At 66.3% G+C, this 19,584-nt stretch carries 18 protein-coding genes and 2 pseudogenes; 5 read left to right on the top strand and 15 right to left on the bottom strand.

Annotated elements, in window-relative coordinates; genetic code table 11:
* Positions 1-6: 6 nt before the first annotated feature.
* From ACQY4K_RS04755 to ACQY4K_RS04740, 4 genes are all read right to left on the bottom strand, one after another.
* Complete coding sequence (locus tag ACQY4K_RS04755) at positions 7-1,356, bottom strand: flavin monoamine oxidase family protein (protein ID WP_428393870.1); 1,350 nt, start codon at positions 1,354-1,356, stop codon at positions 7-9.
* A complete protein-coding gene (secG, locus tag ACQY4K_RS04750; protein WP_428393868.1) occupies positions 1,353-1,691 on the bottom strand; it encodes a preprotein translocase subunit SecG in 339 nt (112 codons plus the stop codon). The genes ACQY4K_RS04755 and secG overlap by 4 nt, the downstream gene beginning before the upstream one ends.
* Positions 1,688-2,440: a triose-phosphate isomerase gene (tpiA, locus tag ACQY4K_RS04745; RefSeq protein WP_428393866.1), complete on the bottom strand. Its 753-nt coding sequence runs from the start codon at positions 2,438-2,440 to the stop codon at positions 1,688-1,690. Before tpiA ends, secG begins: the two co-directional genes overlap by 4 nt.
* A gap of 76 nt (positions 2,441-2,516) precedes the next feature.
* Entirely contained in the window at positions 2,517-2,999 is a 483-nt protein-coding gene (locus ACQY4K_RS04740) for a hypothetical protein (protein ID WP_428393864.1), read from the bottom strand.
* A 186-nt stretch (positions 3,000-3,185) separates the two neighbouring features.
* Here ACQY4K_RS04740 and ACQY4K_RS04735 point away from each other — a divergent pair, with 186 nt between their 5' ends.
* Both ACQY4K_RS04735 and trpE read left to right on the top strand, forming a co-directional pair.
* Positions 3,186-5,078, top strand: a complete 1,893-nt coding sequence (locus ACQY4K_RS04735; RefSeq protein WP_428393862.1) for a SurA N-terminal domain-containing protein — start codon at positions 3,186-3,188, stop codon at positions 5,076-5,078.
* Between the two features lie 4 nt (positions 5,079-5,082).
* Entirely contained in the window at positions 5,083-6,558 is a 1,476-nt protein-coding gene (gene trpE / locus ACQY4K_RS04730) for an anthranilate synthase component I (protein ID WP_428393860.1), read from the top strand.
* A 4-nt stretch (positions 6,559-6,562) separates the two neighbouring features.
* On the opposite strand, the gene ACQY4K_RS04725 is transcribed toward trpE, so the two are convergent.
* From ACQY4K_RS04725 to ACQY4K_RS04690, 8 genes are all read right to left on the bottom strand, one after another.
* Positions 6,563-7,069 (bottom strand): flavin reductase family protein, encoded by a 507-nt coding sequence (locus tag ACQY4K_RS04725; RefSeq protein ID WP_428393858.1) that lies wholly within the window; start codon positions 7,067-7,069, stop codon positions 6,563-6,565.
* A 28-nt stretch (positions 7,070-7,097) separates the two neighbouring features.
* Positions 7,098-8,096: an Ldh family oxidoreductase gene (locus ACQY4K_RS04720; RefSeq protein WP_428393856.1), complete on the bottom strand. Its 999-nt coding sequence runs from the start codon at positions 8,094-8,096 to the stop codon at positions 7,098-7,100.
* Positions 8,097-8,124: 28 nt separating this feature from the next.
* On the bottom strand, positions 8,125-9,141 hold the full coding sequence (locus tag ACQY4K_RS04715) for a LysR family transcriptional regulator (protein WP_428393854.1): 1,017 nt from the start codon (positions 9,139-9,141) through the stop codon (positions 8,125-8,127).
* A 35-nt stretch (positions 9,142-9,176) separates the two neighbouring features.
* Positions 9,177-10,778, bottom strand: a complete 1,602-nt coding sequence (locus ACQY4K_RS04710; protein WP_428393852.1) for an AMP-binding protein — start codon at positions 10,776-10,778, stop codon at positions 9,177-9,179.
* 49 nt (positions 10,779-10,827) lie between these two features.
* The gene (locus ACQY4K_RS04705; RefSeq protein ID WP_428393850.1) at positions 10,828-11,784 is read right to left on the bottom strand and encodes a hypothetical protein; all 957 of its coding nucleotides are present in this window, start codon (positions 11,782-11,784) and stop codon (positions 10,828-10,830) included.
* On the bottom strand, positions 11,784-12,812 hold the full coding sequence (locus tag ACQY4K_RS04700; protein WP_428393848.1) for an LLM class flavin-dependent oxidoreductase: 1,029 nt from the start codon (positions 12,810-12,812) through the stop codon (positions 11,784-11,786). Before ACQY4K_RS04700 ends, ACQY4K_RS04705 begins: the two co-directional genes overlap by 1 nt.
* A gap of 229 nt (positions 12,813-13,041) precedes the next feature.
* Entirely contained in the window at positions 13,042-13,848 is an 807-nt protein-coding gene (locus ACQY4K_RS04695) for an NADPH-dependent F420 reductase (protein WP_428393846.1), read from the bottom strand.
* The gene (locus ACQY4K_RS04690) at positions 13,733-14,695 is read right to left on the bottom strand and encodes a SphA family protein (protein ID WP_428393844.1); all 963 of its coding nucleotides are present in this window, start codon (positions 14,693-14,695) and stop codon (positions 13,733-13,735) included. The genes ACQY4K_RS04695 and ACQY4K_RS04690 overlap by 116 nt, the downstream gene beginning before the upstream one ends.
* Before the next feature lie 376 nt (positions 14,696-15,071).
* Here ACQY4K_RS04690 and ACQY4K_RS04685 point away from each other — a divergent pair, with 376 nt between their 5' ends.
* The 3 genes and pseudogenes from ACQY4K_RS04685 to ACQY4K_RS04675 all read left to right on the top strand — a co-directional run bounded on the left by ACQY4K_RS04685 (position 15,072) and on the right by ACQY4K_RS04675 (position 17,732).
* Positions 15,072-15,269: a hypothetical protein gene (locus ACQY4K_RS04685; protein ID WP_428393843.1), complete on the top strand. Its 198-nt coding sequence runs from the start codon at positions 15,072-15,074 to the stop codon at positions 15,267-15,269.
* Positions 15,244-16,298, top strand: a pseudogene (locus ACQY4K_RS04680) (IS3 family transposase); the annotation flags it as partial. The gene ACQY4K_RS04685 and the pseudogene ACQY4K_RS04680, both read left to right, overlap by 26 nt.
* A gap of 180 nt (positions 16,299-16,478) precedes the next feature.
* Positions 16,479-17,732 (top strand): spinster family MFS transporter, encoded by a 1,254-nt coding sequence (locus ACQY4K_RS04675; protein ID WP_428395974.1) that lies wholly within the window; start codon positions 16,479-16,481, stop codon positions 17,730-17,732.
* 83 nt (positions 17,733-17,815) lie between these two features.
* On the opposite strand, the gene ACQY4K_RS04670 is transcribed toward ACQY4K_RS04675, so the two are convergent.
* From ACQY4K_RS04670 to ACQY4K_RS04660, 3 genes and pseudogenes are all read right to left on the bottom strand, one after another.
* Positions 17,816-18,244 (bottom strand): type II toxin-antitoxin system VapC family toxin, encoded by a 429-nt coding sequence (locus ACQY4K_RS04670; RefSeq protein WP_428393841.1) that lies wholly within the window; start codon positions 18,242-18,244, stop codon positions 17,816-17,818.
* Positions 18,241-18,480, bottom strand: coding sequence for a FitA-like ribbon-helix-helix domain-containing protein (locus ACQY4K_RS04665; RefSeq protein ID WP_428393839.1), 240 nt, complete (start codon positions 18,478-18,480; stop codon positions 18,241-18,243). The genes ACQY4K_RS04670 and ACQY4K_RS04665 overlap by 4 nt, the downstream gene beginning before the upstream one ends.
* A gap of 56 nt (positions 18,481-18,536) precedes the next feature.
* Positions 18,537-19,583, bottom strand: a pseudogene (locus ACQY4K_RS04660) (DUF2332 domain-containing protein).
* Between the last annotated feature and the right edge of the window lies 1 nt (position 19,584).

Below are 19,584 nucleotides of genomic sequence, written 5' to 3'. Positions count from 1 at the left end.
CTCTCCCTACACCGGCTTCGTATCGGCAGGGAACCCGTCCGCAAGGCAAGGCGGCGATTGCACGCCGAAATGTGCGCGCAGCAGCCAGCGCGCCGCGCGTTCCCCGTCGAGCAGCGCGCCGCCGACAGTGCCGGCGAGACCGTCGGTGCGGCAGGCCTCGCCGGCGAACAGCAGCCGGCCACCCACCGGGGCCGCCAGCATGGCGCGGGATTCCGCCCGCCCGGGCGGGCAGTATGCGTAGGCGCCGGCGAACAATGGATCGCGCGCCCAGTCGGTGACGAAGCCGGTCCCGGTTGAGAGTGCCGTGTCCGCGCGTGCGCCGAACAGCTCTCGCAAGCCGGCGCGCGCCTGGCTCAGCGCCGCCTCGGGCGCATCCGCGAGGTCCCACGCCATGCCGCCGCCGAAGAACCCGGCGACGTAGGGCAACCCCTCGGGCCAAGCCGCAAGCAGCATGCCGCCGCGTCCCCGAGACGTGAGCCGGCGCTCCAGCAGGGTGCCGGGGGCAAGCCCGAGTCGGTCCTCGCCGGTGGCGGGCAAGGCGAGCTTGCTCAGCAGCCCCATCGGCAGGCCGTCGATGGCGATGCGCGTGGTGTCGGGGAGGCTCGGGAAGAACTTGATGCCGCCGGCGCGTAGCACGCCAGTTGAGACGGTGACGATGACGGCGCCGGCCTTAATAGGGCCATGGCTGCTGCCCAGCACGCAGCCGTCGCTGCCGCTCCAATCGATCGCGCTTACGGCGTGGCCGAAGGCGACATCACCCGCCATCGGGCCGAGCAGTTCGGCCAGCAATGTGCCAACACCGTCGGGCGGGCTGAGATCGCTGTCGTCGAGCAGGTTGCGGCGCCAGTCATGCAGGCCGATCGCCTGAGCGTCGGCGGCGGCGATGATCGAGCCCTGCCAGTTCTCAATATTGGCGGTCCAGGGTCCGGCGGGACCGCCCGCCTCGTAGAGCGGCCGGTCTGGTCCAGCCGCGTCGTTGCATGCCCGTCGCTCCCAGGCGGCGGTTGCCTCGTCATAATCGGCTGATTCGGCCTCGGTGGCCGGGCGGTCGCCCACGAACAGCCGCATCGCGCCCTGATGCGCGGGACGGAGCGTGATGCCGCGGGCGCGAGCCAATGCGACGAGTGGATTGCGGTCGGTCTGGTGCAGCCAGGTGGCGCCGGTATCGAAGCGGGCGCCGCCAAGGCAGTCCGGGCGCGCGGTATGAGCGCGTCCGCCGATCCGCATGCCGGCCTCAAGCAGGATGCAGCGCCGTCCAGTGCCGCGAAGGACGGCGGCGGCGGCAAGGCCCGCGGCACCGGCGCCGACGATGGCGACATCGAAACCGGAGCCGTGTGCTCCAGGCGTGCGGCTCACTGGGTCGGCACGCTCGGACCTGTGGATTTGGCAAGAGGATGCTGCACAGGGGAGGCAGGGGCGGTGTGAGTCGGCGGCTGCGCCAGAATGTCGCGCCCGACGCCAGAGGTGCCCTTGTTGAGCAACGCGAGCGTCAGCGACAGACCCATGAAGAGTGCCGCCAGCACCGCGGTCATCCGGGTCAGCAGGTTCGCGGTGCCACGTCCGGACATGAACGACCCCATCCCCTGAGTGGTGCCGATGCCGAGGCCGCCGCCCTCGCTGCGCTGGATCAGCACGGTGCCGATCAAAGTGAGGGTGACGATGAGATGCGCGATGAGCAGGACAGTGATCATGCGGTTTCTGCGTGGTGGATGATGGAGAGGAAATCATGGGCCTTGAGGCTGGCGCCGCCGACCAGCGCGCCGCCGACCTCGGGTAGCGAGAGGATCGCGCCAGCGTTGTCCGGATTGACCGAGCCGCCATAGAGCACCGGGATCGCTGCCCCCGCATCCTCGCCGAGCTGGCGGATCAGCTCCGCGCGCACGAAGCCGTGCATGGCAGCCACGTCCTCCTCGGTCGCCGAGCGTCCGGTGCCGATCGCCCAGACCGGCTCGTAGGCGACGATACCGGCAAACCCGTCAGGCAGGCTGCCCTTGATCTGCCAGCCGACGACGTCCTGCTCTTGCCCGGCGGCGCGCTGCTCCTCGCTCTCGCCGACGCAGACGATCGGGATCAGGCCAGCGCGCATCGCGGCGACGCACTTCTCACGCACCGTCTCGTCGAGCTCGTTATGGTGATGGCGGCGTTCGGAGTGCCCAAGGATGACATGGCTGGCGCCGAGGTCTCGCAGCATTCCGGGGGCCACGTCGCCGGTATGCGCGCCGTGGTCGCTCATGTGGCAGTCCTGGGCGCCCCAGGCGATGCCGCTGCCGGCCAGCACGCGGGCCACGGTAGCAATAGCGGTGAAGGGCGGGCATAACAGCAAATCCGCCGCGGGTGGCGTCTGCGCATTGCTCACACCCTCGCGGATCGCCTCGGCCAGCGCCTCCGCCTCGGCCGTCAGCCCGTTCATCTTCCAGTTCCCGGCAATCAACTGACGCATTGCATGGTCTCTCGCGGCCCGTCGCGCGGGTAGACCATGCAAGCGAGGTTGATGACAAGAGGATCGCCGAAGGCCTTCAGGCGAGCTGCGGGCTTGTGGCGGCACCGGGGAGGTTGGCGCTCGACGCGGTGAAATACGACTGCACCGCCTTGCTGATCGATTGCCCGATCGAGGTCGGCAGCGAGCTGATGTCGCTTGCGGTCGAGCTGATCGCACCGGGAAGACTGTTGGGGTCGGACTGATCACTCGACGATCCGCCATGATGGTGCCCATGGTGCATGCTGACGCCACCAGGCTGGGTGCCAGGCTTGGCGCTGCTGTTGCCGCCCGTCGGCGTCGATTGCAGGTTGAGCAGGACATTCTGGAGCTGGCTGGACAGGCTGCCGGAGGCGCTCAGGCTGGAGGCCTGGGATCCGGATGTCGAAGCAGACTGCCCTGAGGCCTGTCCGAGCAGTTGCGCGATCGCGCTGCCACCGGCGGCGCCTGCGGCGCCCGTCGTCGGCGTGGTGAGTTGTTTGAACCATCCGGCGCTGGCCGATCCGGCGGCTGCGACTGACATGATCGATCATCCTTTCTGGCCGGTACGCCGCTCTGGCCGCCGGCACGTCCGCAAGCAGTGATGCAGGAGGCGTACCAGAGCCCTTCCGTGCGATTTCAACGTCCTACAGCTCGGCGGATTGTGCCCACCGGCAGCAATGACCGGCAGATTGTGCCGGGCGGTCGCCCGGCCTATAGGTGCGCCGCGATGATCTCCTATTTCCGACATCTGTTCGTTGATTCCTGGCTCGGACGGGTGTTCGCCGGCCTGATCTTCGTGGCCTTCGTCGCCTGGGGCGTCAGCGGCGTGTTTTCCTCGATGGGGCGTGGTGGTCCAGGCGTTGTCGCCACCGTGCAGGGCGAGAAGGTCACCGCGGACAGCTTTGATAGCGCCTTTCGCCAGCAACTGGCCGCCGTGGCGCGGCAGACCACCGGCGGCGATGTTTCGCAAATTTCCCAAGCCGAGCGCGGCCAGATTGCCATGCAGGTGCTGCAGGGGTTGGTCGGCCGGGCCGAGGCGCTGCGTGAGGCTACCGATCTCGGGATCGTGGTCCCGGATCCGGTGCTGCGCGACGCGGTGTTCGCGGCCCCGCTCTTCAAGGGCACCGACGGTAAGTTCGACCGTACCCGCTTCGATCGTGTGCTACAGGCGGAGGGCATGACCGAGGCCACGCTGCTGTCGTTGTTCCGCGACGACCTCAAGGCCAATGCGCTCATCGAATCGGTGCGGATCGGGGCCATCGCACCCGCGGTGCTGGTGCGGCACGCCTTCGACTATGCCGCCGAGACGCGTACGCTCGACATGGTGCGCATCCCGTTCGCCTCAATGCCGCCACCGCCGGCCGCCGACGACGCCACCCTGCAACGCTATTTCGACAACCACCCCGACACGTTCAAAGCGCCGCAATATCGGCGCATCAAGCTGGTGGTGCTCTCGCCGCGGACAGTGGCGCGATCGATGGACGTCTCCGAGGCCGACGAGCGGGCGGCCTTCAAGGAGCTGGTGGGAACCGGCCAGGTGCCAGAGAAGCGCTCGGTGCAGGTGATCACTGCCCCCAGTCAGGCGCGCGCCGAGGCGTTGGCCGTGCTCTGGCGCGGCGGTGCCGGCTGGCCGCAGATGCAGGCCGCGGCGACCGACAGCATACCGGTGAAGCTTGATGACGCACCGCAGACCACATTTCCGGAGCCGGCTCTCGGCGCGCTCGCCTTTGGCGCAAAACCAGGCGAGGTCGCCGGACCCGCCCATCTGGAGTCCGGCTGGGTGGTGCTCAAGGTCACCAAGGTGACGGCCGCCACGACCAAGAGCTTTGCCGCGATGCGCCCGAAACTGCATGACGAGATCGCCGAGGCGCGCGCCAGCGACGGCATGGCCGACCGGACACAGAAGCTGCAGGACGCGGTTGCCGGCGGCAGCGGCCTCGACCAGATCCCCGGCGATATCGGCGCGGTCGCGGCCGAGGGGACGCTGGACGCCCAGGGCATGACCCAGGACGGCCTGCCCGCGCCGTTGCCGGGCTCCGAGGCGCTGCGTCAGGCGATCCTGGCCCAGGCCTTCGCGCAAAAGCCAGGTGCACCCGCCGAGATCAAGCAGGGGCCGAAGGACGCAGAGTTCGCGCTGATCGTCGAGAAGGAAATTCCCGCCCGTCCACTGGCTTTCGCGGCGGTCCAGGACAAGGTGCGCCAGGATGTGCGCGAGGCCGCGATCCATCACGCCGCCAACACCCAGGCCGCCGCACTATTCGCCAGCGCGCGCAGCCATCACGGGCTTGCCGCCCTCGGGCGCACGGACATCGTCCAGGTCGGTCCGATCGGGCGCGGCACGCCGCCCCCAGGGGTGCCGGCCGCCCTGGTGCTGCAGGCGTTCGGCCTGGCACCCGGCAAGTCGACCATGCTGCAAACGCCGGGCGGCTTCGTGGTGGCCACCGTCACCGGCATCCAACACCCCGGGCCGCAGAGCAACCGGCTCGCTTTCGCCCGAATGCAGACCCGGCTCGACCAGTCGGTCGCCGACGACATCGAGGCGAGCTACGCGATGGCCTTGCGACGCAAGATGCAGCCGCGGATCAACGCCCAGGAAGTCCGCAGCGTCGTGGGTCAATAACCAGGTGGCGGGGATCGTCCACAGCGTCGAACCGGCGGACCTGCTGACCCCGGTCGCGGCCTTCCTCAAGCTGACCGGCAGCATCGAGAATGCCGGTCGCTACGCCTTTCTGCTCGAAAGCATCGAGGGCGGTGCCGCGCGCGGCCGATATTCAGTGATCGGGCTGTTGCCGGATGTGGTCTGGCGTTGCCTGGCAGGCCAAGTGGCGACATCGCGCGGCGGTGCCTTCGAGCCGGAGTCCGGCGCCGCACTGGACAGCCTGCGCGCGCTGATCAGCGACAGCCAGATCGCGCTGCCGGAGGGCCTGCCGCCGATGACCGCCGGCCTGTTCGGCTATCTCGGCTACGACATGGTGCGACAGATGGAGCACCTGCCGGATGCGCCCCGCGACGATCTTGGGCTGCCCGAGGCGGTGCTGCTGCGCCCGTCCTTGTTTGCGATCTTCGACAATGTGCGCGACGAACTGACCCTGGCGGCACCGGTGCGTGACGGCAACGAGGCGGCGGCGACCGCATTGCTGGAGCTCGCCCGTGCGGCCCTGGCACAACCGCTTTCCTCGGCTGTGCCGGCCTTGCATGTGCCGGACGCATTCGAGCCGGAGCCGCAGATGCCGCGCGCCAACTTCACCCGCGCGGGCTTCGAGGCGGCGGTCGCCACGATCCAGGACTACATCGCCGCCGGCGACGCCTTCCAGGTGGTGCCGAGCCAGCGCTTCTCGGTTGGGTTCGGACTGCCACCGTTTGCGCTCTACCGCGCCCTGCGCCGTATCAACCCGTCGCCGTTCCTGTTCTTCCTCGATTTCGATGGCTTCAGCCTGGTCGGCAGCTCGCCCGAGGTGCTGGTGCGTCTGCGTGAGAGCGAGGTGACCGTGCGTCCGCTCGCCGGCACCCGTCCGCGTGGCGCCGACCCCCAGGAGGACCGCCGGCTCGCCGAAGACCTGCTCGCCGACCCGAAGGAGCGCGCCGAGCATTTGATGCTGATCGATCTGGCGCGCCACGATGTCGGTCGTGTTGCCGAGATCGGCAGCGTGCGGGTCAGCGAGAGCTTTGCCATCGAGCGGTTCAGCCATGTGATGCACATCTCATCGACCGTGCAGGGCCGCCTGCGTCCCGGGCTCGAGGCGCTGGACGCGCTGATCGCGGGCTTTCCGGCCGGCACGCTAACCGGTGCGCCGAAAATCCGGGCCATGCAGATCATCGACGAGCTGGAGCCGACCAGGCGTGGCCCCTATGGCGGCTGCATCGGCTATTTCGGCGCCGACGGCAGCATGGACACCTGCATCGGTCTGCGCATGGCCGTGGTCAAGGAGGGCGTCATGCATGTCCAGGCCGGCTGCGGCGTCGTCGCCGACAGCGTGCCGGCCTCGGAATACGAGGAAACCCGCCAGAAGGCCCGCGCTTTGCTGCGTGCGGCGGAGGCCGCGGTCCGCTTCGCCCACGGCGACGCCTGGACCGCTCGGCGGCACGGGCAGCAGCCATGAACGCCTAGTCCATCACCACGAGCTTCGCAAATCCGCCATCTGCCCAGATCAACGACCGTTGCGATGTGTCCCCGCCTGCCGCGTAGACGCGGCCGATGACGATCGAATGGGTGGCGTAATCGATAAGCTGGTCGACCGCGCAGAATACGGTTGCGGCTGCGTCCATCAGGAACGGAACGCTGTCCGGGTCTTCACCCCACACACCCGCGTCGAACCGGCGTAAGGGCTCGGTCTCGCCGCCGAATGCACGCGCCAGCGCGCCATGCGGTTCGCCCAGAACATTGACGCAGAACCGGCTGCCGATCGCCAGCGTCGGATGCATGCTAGCCGAACGGTTGACGCACACCAGGAGCGCCGGCGGGTCCGCGGTCAGTGAAGTCACCGCGGTCGCGGTCATGCCGCATCGCACGCCGGTCAGCAGATCCCGGCTGGTGACAATCGTAACACTGGCCACGAGCCGTCGCATCGCTGCCTTGTAGTTCAACGCGAGACAAGCGGCCGTATCCATCATGTGCTCCATGTTTGCGCCACCGGGACGATCAGTCTGCCTGCCCGCAGACCCTCCTGAGAGCCTGATAGATCTCGTCGGGAACCTCGATCGCGTCCTCGGAGAGGCGCCGCGCGCGCTCCGCGTCAGAGCGGTCGAACGGAACCCTGACCGGCCTGTTGGGGTCGAGCGGCCGGGTGGCACGCAGAACGCCGGCGAACTCCGCCACCCGACGCTTGAAATCCGCGGCCGATGTGAGCAGGGCGGGATCGACGACGAGAAGGAAAAATCCGCAATCACGAAGCCCGTCCGGCTTTGCCACCTGACCGCACAGCATGCCCAGCAGCTGGACGACCATCGCCAGCCCGGAGCCCTTGTGCCCGCCCCAGACCGAGAACGCCCCGCCACTTAACGCCGCACGCGGCTCCAGGGTTGGCGCGCCCGCCGCGTCGAAGGCGAGGCCTTCCGCGATCTGCTCGCCCAGACGCATCTTCAGGATCATCTCGCCCAGCATGACCGCCGAAGTCCCGATGTCCCAGATCACCGGTGCGTCGTCAGAGGGAAAGCCGAACGCGATCGGGTTGGTGCTGAAGCGTGCCTCCGTGCCGCCATGCGGCGCCACCAGGGGTGCGCCGCTGCCGGCGATCATGCCCACGAAACCCGCTCTGGTGATCCGTTCGAGGTAGTAGGAGAACATCCCCGTATACCAGGTCTCGTGCGCACCGACGACGGCGATCCCGCTGGCGCGGGCCTTGGCGATGCCGATATCGGTCGCGCGATCGCCGACCAGATAGCCGACCTGATCGCCGCCATCGAGTGCCGCGGACACCGGTGTTTCCTGCAGGATGGTGATCGGGCGCCTTGCCGTTTTGGTGCCTTGTACCCGCTCGATCACCGACAAAGCGCGTGGCAGGCCACCATAGGACAAACCCCTCAGTTCGCAGTCGATCAGGTGGTCGGCGATGATCCTGCCCTCCTCGCCGTTATGGCCGATCGCTATCATCGCGGCCTCTGTGAGCGCCCGAGCGTCGGCCACGGTTAATGTTGTCATCGTGTTCTTCCTTTGCGGCGACCGGGCATCAGCGCCGGGCTGGTTTGATGTTGCTGGACACCAGGCTCAGCGACGCCCGGCTGCCGGTGGCGAGCTGGCTCGTGTCCGAGTAGTTGAACCGCACCGACTTCGGCTGTTCGCGTTCCATCAGATCCAGGGCCGCCGCCTTGAACAGGCGCGCGAACGTCGTGACCTTCCGCTCGTTCTGAACCGCTGTGCGCGTCACGATGCTCACCGGCCGGTCGATGCTCGGCATCGTCTCGACGATGCAGACCTTGTTCCGGTTGATCTGCGCGGCGGTCCCGAAAGCCGGCATCAAGGTAAAACCGAGGCCTCGACTCACCATGGCGGAGATCATCGCGGGACCATCGGCCTCCAGGATCAGCGATGCCTTGAGCTGCTCGTGCGCGAAGGCGGCGTCGACCAGCCGTCGGATCGTGTAGCGGGCAGTAGGCAGGATCAGCGGCAGCTTGGCCACCTCCGCGAGTGGGGCCGGTGCCACCTGGAACAGTCCGGTGCCGGCGGCGGCGCCGGGTCCGAACAACTGCAGCGAATCGGTCCAGAGCGGTGTCACCGTCAACGTGCTGGATTTGTGGCTGGGCGCGTCGGTGATGGCGACGTCCAGCCGCTCATCCAGGAGGGCGTCGATCACGTCCGCGCTGTAGCCGTCAACCAGGTGCAGGGCGACACCAGGATGCTCCGCCAGGTAGGCCTTGACCAGATCGGGGATCAGCATCGTCGAGAACGGCGCCTGCACGGCCACGTGCAGGGGGCCGCCGACCTCCTGCACGGTGCCGGCGACCTCGCGAGAGATGTCGGCGAGTTCGGCCTCCAGGCGCGCGGTGCGTTCGAGCAACAGGACGCCCGCCGCTGTCGGCATCACGCCCTTCGAGGTGCGCTGCAGCAGCTTCACGCCAACCGCATGTTCCAGCTTCTGTATCTGCCGGCTCAGGGCCGGCTGCGCGATGCGCAGATACGCCGCGGCCTTCGAGATCGTACCGAGCTCGACGACGCTGCGATAGAACATCAATCCACGAAGATCCATCGGCTGTTCCCTGCGTCGCCGCGCGTTTACATGCCTTATGCAACCACGCGGGCCGGGCGGGCGTCCCAGGTGTCGGTGGTCACGCCGTCCGCGCGCAGTGCCGCCTTCTGGACTTTGCCGGTAGGCGTCCGCGGAAAGCCGCTGATGATGCGGTAATAGCGTGGCACCATGAATTTCGGCATCACTGCCTGGCAATGTTCGTGCAAGGCAGCCAGGTCGAACGTCGCCGGCTCCGCCACTTCCAGCACCACCAGCACCTCGTCCTCGCCGACCTCGGAGGGGGTGGCGACCGCCGCGGCCTCGCGTACGCCCTGGAATGCCGCGAGCAGCCCCTCGAGTTCCTGCGAGGAGATATTCTCGCCGCGACGGCGTAACGAGTCGGTCTTGCGATCGAAGAAATAGAAGAAGCCGTCGCCATCCATCGAGGCCATGTCCCCGGTGTGCCACCAGAGGTCCTGCATGCCTGCCAGGGTCTTCTCCGGTTCCTTGAGGTAGCCCTTCATCATGATGTTGGCGACCTTGGGCCGGTAGACCAGTTCGCCGATCTCGCCTGGGCCGAGCGCCTGGCCGTTCTCATCGTGGATCTCCAGGATGCTCGACGGCGTCGGCTTGCCCATGGAGCCGATCCTGCGGCCCAGGAGCGGGTTATAGAGGATGTTCTTGATCTCGGTCTGGCCGTAGCCCTCGACGATGTGGACGCCGAACCGCGACTCGAAGCGATAGAGCACCTCAGGCGGTGCGGGGGCCGCGAACACCCGCTCGATGCGATGGTCTCGGTCGCGCGCGGAGGGCGGGGCCGACAGAAGCATGTGCAGCATCGACCCGAGACAGCTGAACTGGGTGGCCTGTGCGTCGCGCACCTCGTCCCAGAACCGCGAGACGCTGAAGTGCTGCGACAGGATGGTGGCGGCCCCCGCATACATCGCCGAGAGTGCGGTGGTGACGGATGCCATGCCGTGAAACAGCGGCATGCAGGTATAGACCCGGTCACGGGCGGAGAAGCCCAGGGCGCCGGCGGTCTCCTTGGCCATCATCAGCGCCTGGAATTGCGGCGACACCACGCCCTTGCTCCTGCCGGTGGTGCCGGACGTAAAACCGATGCCGCCGACGTCGTGCGGCAAGGTGACCGGAAACGCGGTGGCCGGACCCGCGGCCGCCAGCATCTCCTCCCAAGACAGCAAGGTGACGTCGCCCGGCGGAACACCGGCCGGCATGCCGTCGACACAGACGATGATCCGCAACGACGACGGCAGCTTGTCAAGGCTTGCGAGCGCGTCCGCGAGGGCGGCTTCCATGACCAGCAGCTTTGCCTCCGAATGCGCCAGCACATGCGCCAGGAGCGCACCCTTATAGCCTGTATTGACCGGCACCCTGATTACGCCGGCGCGCGAACCGCCATAGGAGGTAAACAGGTGCTCGGGCCGGTTTCCCATGAAGGTGGCGGCCACATCGCCCGGCCGCAGACCGAGCGTGATCAGTCCGGCGGCGACAATACTCGCCATCCGGTCCAGATCGGCGAAACTGTATGTGTGCGCATTGAAGACGAGTGCCGCGTTGGCGGGGGCATACCGCGCGCGCTGCGCCAGCAGGCCGCTGATCGTGCCACCTCCCAAATCCTGTAATTCATGCCTGTTCATAGGGTCCAACCCTCGTCGATATGTTGCGTTTGCGAGAAGTTGCGGAGGTTCATCGCGCCGTCCAGCTGAACGGGCCGCGCAGCGCGCGCGCCTGCTCGGATTGCAACGCGTTCGTCGGCACCCGACCGATCCGTCGGGTGAAGCCCTTTTCCCGGCCGCCGAGTACTCCGTCGAGCCAGTTGGCCGCGTCCAGCAGGGCCTGCAAATCCACGCCGGTCGCAACCCCCATCAGCTCCAGCATCTGCACCGCATCCTCCGTGCACACGCCACCCGCGGCAGCACCCGGTGCCGCCGGATGGGCGCCCGAACCGGCCAGCGACAGATCGACGTTGGTGATCCCGACATCCACCAGGGCGGCGATGTCGGCGAGACCCATGCCGCGGCTGTCATGCACCTGCACCGTCACGTGCTCGAGTCCGACGAGGCCGGCCGCGAACCGCACCATGTCGCGTATCTGCGGCGGGGCGGCATAGCCGCAGGAATCGGCAAGGATCCAGTCGCGGACCTCCATCTCCAACAGCCGCCGGGCGACGCTTTGAATGTCGTCGGGTCCGCGCGCGAGCCCGACCGGACCGCCGAAGGCGGCGATCAGATAGGTGCCCAGCCGTGTGCCCGAGCGCGCCGCCGCCTCGCGCATGCGCGCCAGCTCGGCCAACGACTCGTCGATCGACCGGCCGATGTTGGCGCGGGAGAATTCCTCGTCGGCGGCGAGCAGGAACCAAGCGGCGTGCGCGCCGGAGTCGATCGCGCGCTTGAGACCAGTCAGGTTGCCAACGCAGCATTCGAGCGAAACGCCGGGCGGCCGCGAGACGTTGGCGAACACCGCTTCGGCGTCGGCAAGGCCGGGCACCAGCTTGGGGTTGACGAACGACGACACCTCGACCGCCGGCACACCGGCCGCGATCAGCCGCTCGACGAGCTCGATCTTGTGTTGCGTCTCCACAATGTGGGCCTGCAGCCCAAGTCGCGGCGAGACGTCCCTGATGCGCAGTCGCGGCATCGCCATCACAGCGCCGCCTTGGCCTGCACCAGGAACTCCTCCAGCGACGGATCCCATAGACCTTCGGCGCCGCCGGTGATCAGGAACGCGCCGATCCCCAGGTCGCGATAGGCCCGCAACGACCGCATCACCTGGTCATGCGTGCCCACCAGGGCGGCAGAGTTGGCGAACCCGCCAAGCAGCTTCACCAGCCCGGTCCAGAAGCACGCGTCGTGGATTTCCTCGTCGGCGAACGACAATTGCCGGCTGCGGCCCACCGACTGATCGTTCTTCGACGAGCGCATGAACCGGTTGGTTCCCTGCGCTTGAAGGATGGTCGTCTCGACCGCGCGCGCCTTTTCCCAGGCCGCATCCTCGGTCTCACCGATGAACAGCCGCAAGCTCAGCGAGAACTCCGGCACCCGGTGGTATTTTCGCGCAACCTCGGTAACCTTGCGTATGCGCTCCTGTGTTCCAGCCAGCGGTTCGCCCCAGAGCATGTAGATGTCCGCATGGTGGGCGCCGAAGTCGATTGCGTCCTCGCTGTCTCCGCCCATGTAGATCGGCACATGTCCGGAGACCGGCCGCACGAACTGCTGAACAGTCTCGGCCTTGTAGAACTTGCCGTCATAGTCGAACTTTGCAGGCGCACTCCAGCACTGCTTCATGCACGCGACGTAGTCGGTCGCCCGCTCGTAGCGGACGGCCTTTATCTCGTAGTCGCCCTCGCGGTGCAGGTCCTTGTCGGAAGATCCGGACACAAGGTTGCAGGCCAGCCGGCCGCCGCCCGAGAGCACGTCCATCGTGCCATACCAGCGCGCCGCCGCGGTCGGGTGCATCACACCAGGCCGGTGGGCGACGATCAGCCCAACCCTCCTGGTCAGCGCGAACAAGGTCGGCGCCGTGGCGAAATTGTGCGGCCAGAGGGCGGAATACCCCACCAGGACCTGGTCGATGGCTTGCGACGCCTCCCATTTCTCGGCCTGGCGGGTGAGCGAGGCGAGGTTGGGCACGCCTGGCGAGAACGGACTATCGACCGTGAAGATCTTCACCACAAACGGGCTCCTTGAACTGTGCTAAGGCAAGAGGGCGCGACGGATCGGGCCAACTGACAACGACCTGGCGCCGCTACGCCCCGCATCGAAGGAGAATGCACGATTTCCGCTGAATGACGCGCTGTACTGGACGCGTCCGACAACCGGGCATGATGAGGCTCATGCCGAAGCCGTATCGGCATCGAACCATCTTCGCCCGCGATACCTGCCGGCTTGTTCTCCAGGCTGCTCATTTCCGCCAGGAACCTTCGGCGACGGTCGTGCCCGCGTCCTGCAGCTTCTGGCGAAGTCGGCCGCTATCGAGCGGCACGCAGTATGCCGGCCGCGCGCGCTCGAATCTCCAGCCTTCCGAAAGCATCCCCGCATCAACGGCATCATAGCCGAGCCGGTCCAGCCAGTCGCGCACACTCCGCTTTGCGTCCGCGTCATCGCCGGCGATCGGCAGTGCCCGACGGTCTGCTGCACCCGCCGGACGGCTGTCCTTCTCGATATCCTTCTCAAGAATGGCGTTGAAGGCTTTGACGATCTTGGCACTCTTGAAATGCCGCGCCACCATCTCGCTCGTCGTTGTGGAGCGGGTGTCGAGGTCCTCGATCGCGCCGTCACGCTGGGGATAGTAGTTCGCCGCATCCAGCACGGTCTTGCCCGCGAGCAGGTCCGCGGCAATCTCCCGCACGGCAAAGAAGGGAACCGCAAGCACGACCACATCCCCGAATTCCGCCGCGTCCCTGGAGGTCCCGATCCTGCATCCGATCGCCACCATCGTGCTCGCGAGAGTCCTCGGATGACGAGAATTGCTCAGCATGACTTCGTCGCCGTGCTGAATGGCAAGGCGCGCCACAGCCCGCCCGATAAATCCTGCGCCGATGATACCAATACGCATGTTTTTCACCGACCTTGATGAACGCGAGACTTGTGGGTCACGGCAGTTTGAACCCAACGGAGAGGACGCCAGAGGGGCCGGACACCGTATTCTTGATATACAGCGGTTCCCCCAATTTGAGCTTGAACTGAATGCCCAATTGCGGAATGTCATACGCAACAATCGGTCCGAGTTTGGCCGCTACGAAATACTTACCGCGCACGGGCACGGTAAAGCCGCTCTCGGTGTCTCGTCCGATCTGAGTCGCTACGTAGCCCGCCAAGCCGAAGGTCCAACGGCCATTCCGCTCGGCCACCGCGTAGTCGAGATTGATAATGTCACCCGTACGATAATGGTTGTAGTCGTTCTCAAGTGCGTGATTGTAGAACAGGCGCCCGTCGAGTTCGACGCCATCGCCGATGATATTGGGTTGCGTCAAGTAGGTCGCGATCACGCTTGGCATGATGAAGAAGTCGTTCGAGCCCGGCCGCAAGGGCTTCTGCGGCTGATATTGGCCGATCGGAAAGGACATCGAATAGGCGGTGCCGATCGCCAGGCCATACGGCAATGGCGCTCGCCCGGGTCCTGGCGCTGCCGCCGTGCCGAGATATTTTCCCCATTTCAGAAGGTCCCAATAGCTGTCGGTCCAGCCCGATATCCGCGTCGTTCGGTTGAAAGCCGAGAATCGTGCGTAATCAAGATAGCCGAACTGCGCATCCGTCTGGATCCGGCCGCCAAGCAACTGAAACGGATAGACGTAGGCGACGCCGAGCACATTGGTATTGGTGACGAGGTTGAATCGCGCATTGGGAATCTTGCCGCCGTTCGCGCCGTTCAATTGCGTGAAGACGCCGGGAACATCTGCGAAGCCGGCGTAGAAGCCCGGAACCGGTGAGATGTAGGCGTTACGGATATCCGTGCCGCCAATCGGGCCTCCATATGTCGCGCCTTCGGCTGCGAGTGCGGCGTGCCACGTAAAAGCGGTTAAAGCAGATGCGACAAGGCTCTTCTTGCAGATCATGAACGTCCCCTGGTCTTGCCCGCGTTTGCCTGCCCGAGTTTGTCGGCTGGCGTTCGCAACAACTTTTGTTATCGTTGGATGCTGACGATGCTTGCGCCTACCTCAAGCCACATTTGAGTATCGGCGCCATTTCGGATCAATTTTCATGTAAAAAGCACTGGCGACGTTGCGGGTCCAATAGAACAACGGCATGGGCGCGATGCCGAATTGGTCTAAGGACGCTTCCGCGGCTTGGTATAGACGGTCTACTTGGAAAATCGTCTTCGGGACAGGGAGCCTGGTCGATCCCAACCGGCGCGTTCAGACAAGCGCGTCCAATCAAAAACGGCCGCGGCTTGGTATCGCCGACAGTCGCCGGCAGGGGAGGGGCATCACAATGAAGGCCGAGCGCGCGCCCAATGCACGAACAATCATGGTGGTGCTCTTTGCCGCCAATGTCCTGAATATCTATGACCGGACCATACCAGGGATCATCAACGAGCCTGGCCTGCTCCCGGAATTTCGGACCACGGATTATGTGACAGACTGGCCCCTCGATGGAGGGGGCAATGCGCAAGTCGAGATTTACGGATGAGCAGGTCGTGGGGATTGTCCGCGAGTCGGACCGGGAGGCGGTGTCGGATGTCGCGAAGCGGCATGGTGTCAGCGAGCAGACGATCTACACTTGGCGCAAGCGTTTTGGAGACCTGAAGTCGGAGGGTGTCCGGCGCCTTCGCCAGCTCGAGGTCGAGAACGGCCGGCTGAAGAAGCTGGTGGCCGAGCGCGATCTCGAGATCGAGGTGATGAAGGAAGTTGCGGAAAAAAACTGGTGAGCGTGCAGGCTCGACGCCGGCAGGTGGCGTATGGCCGTGAGCGGGGTCTCTCGCTGCGGCAGGCTTGCACGCTGTTCTCGGTGGCGCGGTCAGCGCTGGACTACACGAGCCGCATGGCGGTGAAGGACGAGGGGGTGGTGAAGCAGATGAAGGCGCTATCGGCGACCTATCCACGCTATGGCTATCGCCGGATCCGCGTGTTCCTGGCCCGCGAGGGCGAGGTGATGAGCGCCAGCCGCGCGCATCGTCTGTGGCGATCAGCCAGGTTGCAGGTGCCGCGCAAGGGGCCTGGCAAGCGGATTGCGTCGTCGCGACCCCGGCCGCTGGCACCTGGTTCGGCGAACGAGGTGTGGTCGTATGATTTCGTGTTCGATCGCTGCGCGAGCGGCCAGCAGCTCAAGTGTCTGACGGTGACCGACGAGTTCACCAAGGAAGCGTTGGCGATCACGGTCGACGCCCGGCTACGGTCGACGCGTGTGATCGAGGTGTTGTCGCGGCTGGTGAGCGAGCGCGGTGCACCTCGGTTTCTGAGGTCGGACAACGGCCCGGAGTTCGTCTCGAAGGCGCTGATGAAGTGGATCAGCAAGCAGAAGATCGGAACAGCGCTGATCGATCCGGGCAAGCCGTGGCAGAATGGCGTCTGCGAGAGCTTCAATGGCAAGTTCCGCGACGAATGCCTGAACATGGAGTGGTTCCGCTCGCGGGCCGAGGCTCGGGTTTTGATCGAAAGCTGGCGCCGGCACTACAACGAGGTGCGACCGCATTCGAGCCTTGGCTATCGAACTCCGGCCGCATTTGTGGCCGGTCTGGCGACGACAGCGCCCCGTGTTAGGACGGGCCGGGACGCTGCGGTATGTGGGGCCTCCGCGTCCCGGCCCGTCCTATCACCGCCCCGGCTGGGGCAAGGGCAGCAGCAGAGGGCCAGTCTTTCCACTTAACCGTGGTCCGAAGAAGTCGGGCAGGTCAAGCCGATCCGCAAGCAGTTCGGCCTGAACGACCTTCAGCTCGGTCTGATCACCGCGGCCTTCACCCTGGTCTATGCCGCCGCCGGAATCCCGCTCGGCAGGCTCGCGGGCATAGGGTCCCGTAAGGTCATCATGGGCGTTGGCCTCGCCGTGTGGAGTGTCTTCACCGGCCTCAACGGGCTTGCCTGGAGCTTCGGTTCCTATTTGGCGGTGCGGATGGCTGTCGGCATCGGCGAGGCCTGCTGCAGTCCGGTGGCAGCTTCACTGATCGGCGACCTGTTTACCTCCAGCCAACGATCGCGCGCATCAGGCTTCTACTGGCTGGGCTTTCCCGCCGGATTGCTCCTCGCCTTCACGACGGCCGGCCTGATCGTTCGTGCAACAGGCACCTGGCGGGCAACCTTCTTCGTCGCCATGATCCCAGGGTTGCTCGTCGCACTGAGCACGCTGCTCATCAGGGAACCCGCCCGCGGCAGAGCCGAGGCATCACCGGCGCTGCAGGTCCCAATCAAGGATCCGATACGGCGAGTCCTGCGTATTCGCACGATCTGGTGGATCAGCTTGGCTGGTGTCACGTCAAACTTTTCCGGCTACACGGCCGGGAGTTTCATGGTTCCGCTGCTGCAGCGATATTATGGGCTGGACCTCGGCAAGGCAGCGGATCTCGGCGGTCTCATCCTCGGCGTGACCGGCCTCATCGGTTTCACGGCAGGCGGGTGGATCGTCGACAAGGTTCACCAGAGGTCGGAGCAGGGCCGGCTGATCTTCGGCGCGGCGGCCATGGTTGTGGCGTCGCTCGCGACGTTTTATGCCCTATGGGTCGGCAAGGGCGCGGTCGGAACGTTCGCGCTTGCCTTCGCCGTAGGGTGGCTCTTCCAATACCAGTTCCTGGTTTGTGTCTTCCCGGCGATCCAGGATGTCGTCGAGCCCCGCTTGCGAGCCGTCGCGGTCGCGATCTTCTTCGCGCTGGTCTATGTGCTTGGCGCTGCCCTCGGACCAACCATCGTGGGATTCTTGTCCGACCGCGCGGCGCAAGCCGCCATGATTGCGGCACATGCTTCGCACATGAGCCTCGCGTTCAGGGCCATCGGCCTGCACCAGGCGATGTATCTGATCCCGGTCATGCTGCTCGCAACAGGGGTTGCTCTCTTCTACGCGTCACGGACGTTTTCGGCAGATGCCGATGCGATGAAGTATCGCTTGAGCGGTCGTTCACGTGGAAAGAACGATGAGTCCGTCGACCTGCCGATTGTCGGCTAAGCCATCCAGCCACGACACGTCGATGATGCTCGCCGCACCACCTGCCCGAGGCAAACGCGCAACACGGGTCCGGCGAGGAGTCGCTATGAAGCAGCTTCATGCCACGGGTTGATGACGGGAACGCCCGCGGCGGTGAACGGGATTTTGTCCCTGGTGGCAACAGCGAAGCCGTGGGTGGCGGCAATTGCCGCGATCTGGCCGTCTCCGACCGATAGAACGTGCCCGGCTGCACGCGCTCGGGTGACAAGCGTGGCGTAAGCGATCGCGGCTTGCTGATCGAAGGAGAGGACGCGCGTTTCGAACAATCTGGAGAGGAGATCCTGGAGGGCAGTGTCGAGGCCATCGCGACGGCGCCCCGCAGGGAGGGCGGCAATCCCGACCAGAAGCTCCGAGAGGCTGGTTGCGGTGAGATACAGGGTCTCGGCGACCTGACGATCAAGCCAGGCGAGAACACCGGGATCACCGCGCGGTCGCATCGGCTCGGAGACGACGTTCGTGTCGAGCACGATCATTCGAAGGTCGCGGCCTCGATCGGCGACGGTTTTCTGACGATGTCGAGATCGACACCACCGAAGTGCGTGCCGAAGGCGGCCAACTCGGAGCCGATCCTGACCCGCGCGGCGGGCCGCACCGCCTGTTCGAGGATGGCGCGGATTTCGGCTTCCGTGCTGCGCCCGTGGCTTGCCGCGCGCAACCGGAGGGCTCGATGGGTCTCCTCAGGAAGACTGCGGACGGTGACGACGGGCATGACGCAGGCACTCCAACAAGTTTGCAAGCAATGATAGCATAGGTCTGCTGTTGCTGTCACTCTTCGACGAGCCAGGTCACGGCGGCGCCATGCGGTTGCGCCGTGGCCAGACGTGTCTCCTCGCCGTCCGGCCAGAGCGTGAGCCGGACTTCCATCGGGACGCTGGCAGCCGGCGGTTCGAAGCGCAGCCAGGCGAAGGGCGCCTCGCGCGTGGCACGGCCGCCGGCCTGGGCGATGCTGGCGGCGATGTCGTCACGCGTCGGCCTGGGCAGGTACTGCCACATGACGGAGTGGAACAGCACGGTCGCCATTCCGGGTGAGGGCATTTGCAGGTGCGACCGCAGCCAGGTCGAGGCATCGGCCCGTTCGACCCGGTGGCCGACCGCGCGGGAGATGGCGATGGCGTGTTCAAGACGCGCCAGCCGCTCGTGCTGGTCCGCCCAGACATAGGCGCGCAGGCGCAGGCGGGCGGCTGGGTCCTCAAGATCGACCGGGGAGAGGTCGCAGGCCTGGCGTGATGCGATCCGAAGCGGTGCCACGAGCGGCGGCGACGGACCGGTCCAGTGCGGCGCGAGCAACAGGGTTGCCGCCGGGTCGCCCCATTCGGCCTCGCCCAGCCGGTAGCGGTAACGGTCCCAGATCAGGTTGAGCCCGGCGCTGGCGCCGATCTCCAGCAGCCGCAACGGCAGGCGGGTCGTTGCCGCCACGCGCAGGAAGCCGCCAAGCAGCACCGCCGAGCGGCCGACCTCGTTGGTCTGCGGCGGCGAGCGCAGGGTCGCGCGGATGAAGTCCTAGTGCCGGTCGATCGCGGCATCCAGAACCGCGCGGAACCGGTCCGTGTCAGGGGCTGGCGGATAGAGCGCCGCGAGGTCCGGCGCGGCACCGCTCAGCACCAGCGCATGCATGGCGCCCGTCAGGCGCAGCGCCAGAGCGTCGGCGACCGGATCGCCCGGCCAGTTGGCAAGCAGAGGTGCGACGCCGGCGCCTTGGGATGCGGCATCGGCGAGATGCGTCAGCAAACGCGCGGTGAAAAGCGAGCCAAACCCCGCGCACCAGCCGCTCTGCCGGCGCAAGGCTGCCACCACGCTGTCCGTGCCCGCCATG

It is taken from the genome of Lichenicoccus sp. (assembly GCF_965276875.1).
Lineage (GTDB): Bacteria > Pseudomonadota > Alphaproteobacteria > Acetobacterales > Acetobacteraceae > Lichenicoccus.
Note: the sequence above shows the minus strand (reverse complement) of the source record. Positions and strands in the feature narration are given on the sequence as shown.

Excerpts from the sequence above, each read along its gene's own strand:
- ACQY4K_RS04665 (WP_428393839.1), bottom strand. The coding sequence starts at position 18,480 with ATGCCCGTCGTCACCGTCCGCAGTCTTCCTGAGGAGACCCATCGAGCC.
- ACQY4K_RS04705 (WP_428393850.1), bottom strand. The coding sequence starts at position 11,784 with ATGGCGATGCCGCGACTGCGCATCAGGGACGTCTCGCCGCGACTTGGG.
- ACQY4K_RS04715 (WP_428393854.1), bottom strand. The coding sequence starts at position 9,141 with ATGGATCTTCGTGGATTGATGTTCTATCGCAGCGTCGTCGAGCTCGGT.
- ACQY4K_RS04690 (WP_428393844.1), bottom strand. The coding sequence starts at position 14,695 with ATGATCTGCAAGAAGAGCCTTGTCGCATCTGCTTTAACCGCTTTTACG.
- secG (WP_428393868.1), bottom strand. The coding sequence starts at position 1,691 with ATGATCACTGTCCTGCTCATCGCGCATCTCATCGTCACCCTCACTTTG.
- tpiA (WP_428393866.1), bottom strand. The coding sequence starts at position 2,440 with ATGCGTCAGTTGATTGCCGGGAACTGGAAGATGAACGGGCTGACGGCC.
- ACQY4K_RS04740 (WP_428393864.1), bottom strand. The coding sequence starts at position 2,999 with ATGTCAGTCGCAGCCGCCGGATCGGCCAGCGCCGGATGGTTCAAACAA.
- ACQY4K_RS04695 (WP_428393846.1), bottom strand. The coding sequence starts at position 13,848 with ATGACATTCCGCAATTGGGCATTCAGTTCAAGCTCAAATTGGGGGAAC.
- ACQY4K_RS04735 (WP_428393862.1), top strand. The coding sequence starts at position 3,186 with ATGATCTCCTATTTCCGACATCTGTTCGTTGATTCCTGGCTCGGACGG.
- ACQY4K_RS04670 (WP_428393841.1), bottom strand. The coding sequence starts at position 18,244 with ATGATCGTGCTCGACACGAACGTCGTCTCCGAGCCGATGCGACCGCGC.
- ACQY4K_RS04725 (WP_428393858.1), bottom strand. The coding sequence starts at position 7,069 with ATGATGGATACGGCCGCTTGTCTCGCGTTGAACTACAAGGCAGCGATG.
- ACQY4K_RS04710 (WP_428393852.1), bottom strand. The coding sequence starts at position 10,778 with ATGAACAGGCATGAATTACAGGATTTGGGAGGTGGCACGATCAGCGGC.
- ACQY4K_RS04720 (WP_428393856.1), bottom strand. The coding sequence starts at position 8,096 with ATGACAACATTAACCGTGGCCGACGCTCGGGCGCTCACAGAGGCCGCG.
- ACQY4K_RS04685 (WP_428393843.1), top strand. The coding sequence starts at position 15,072 with ATGAAGGCCGAGCGCGCGCCCAATGCACGAACAATCATGGTGGTGCTC.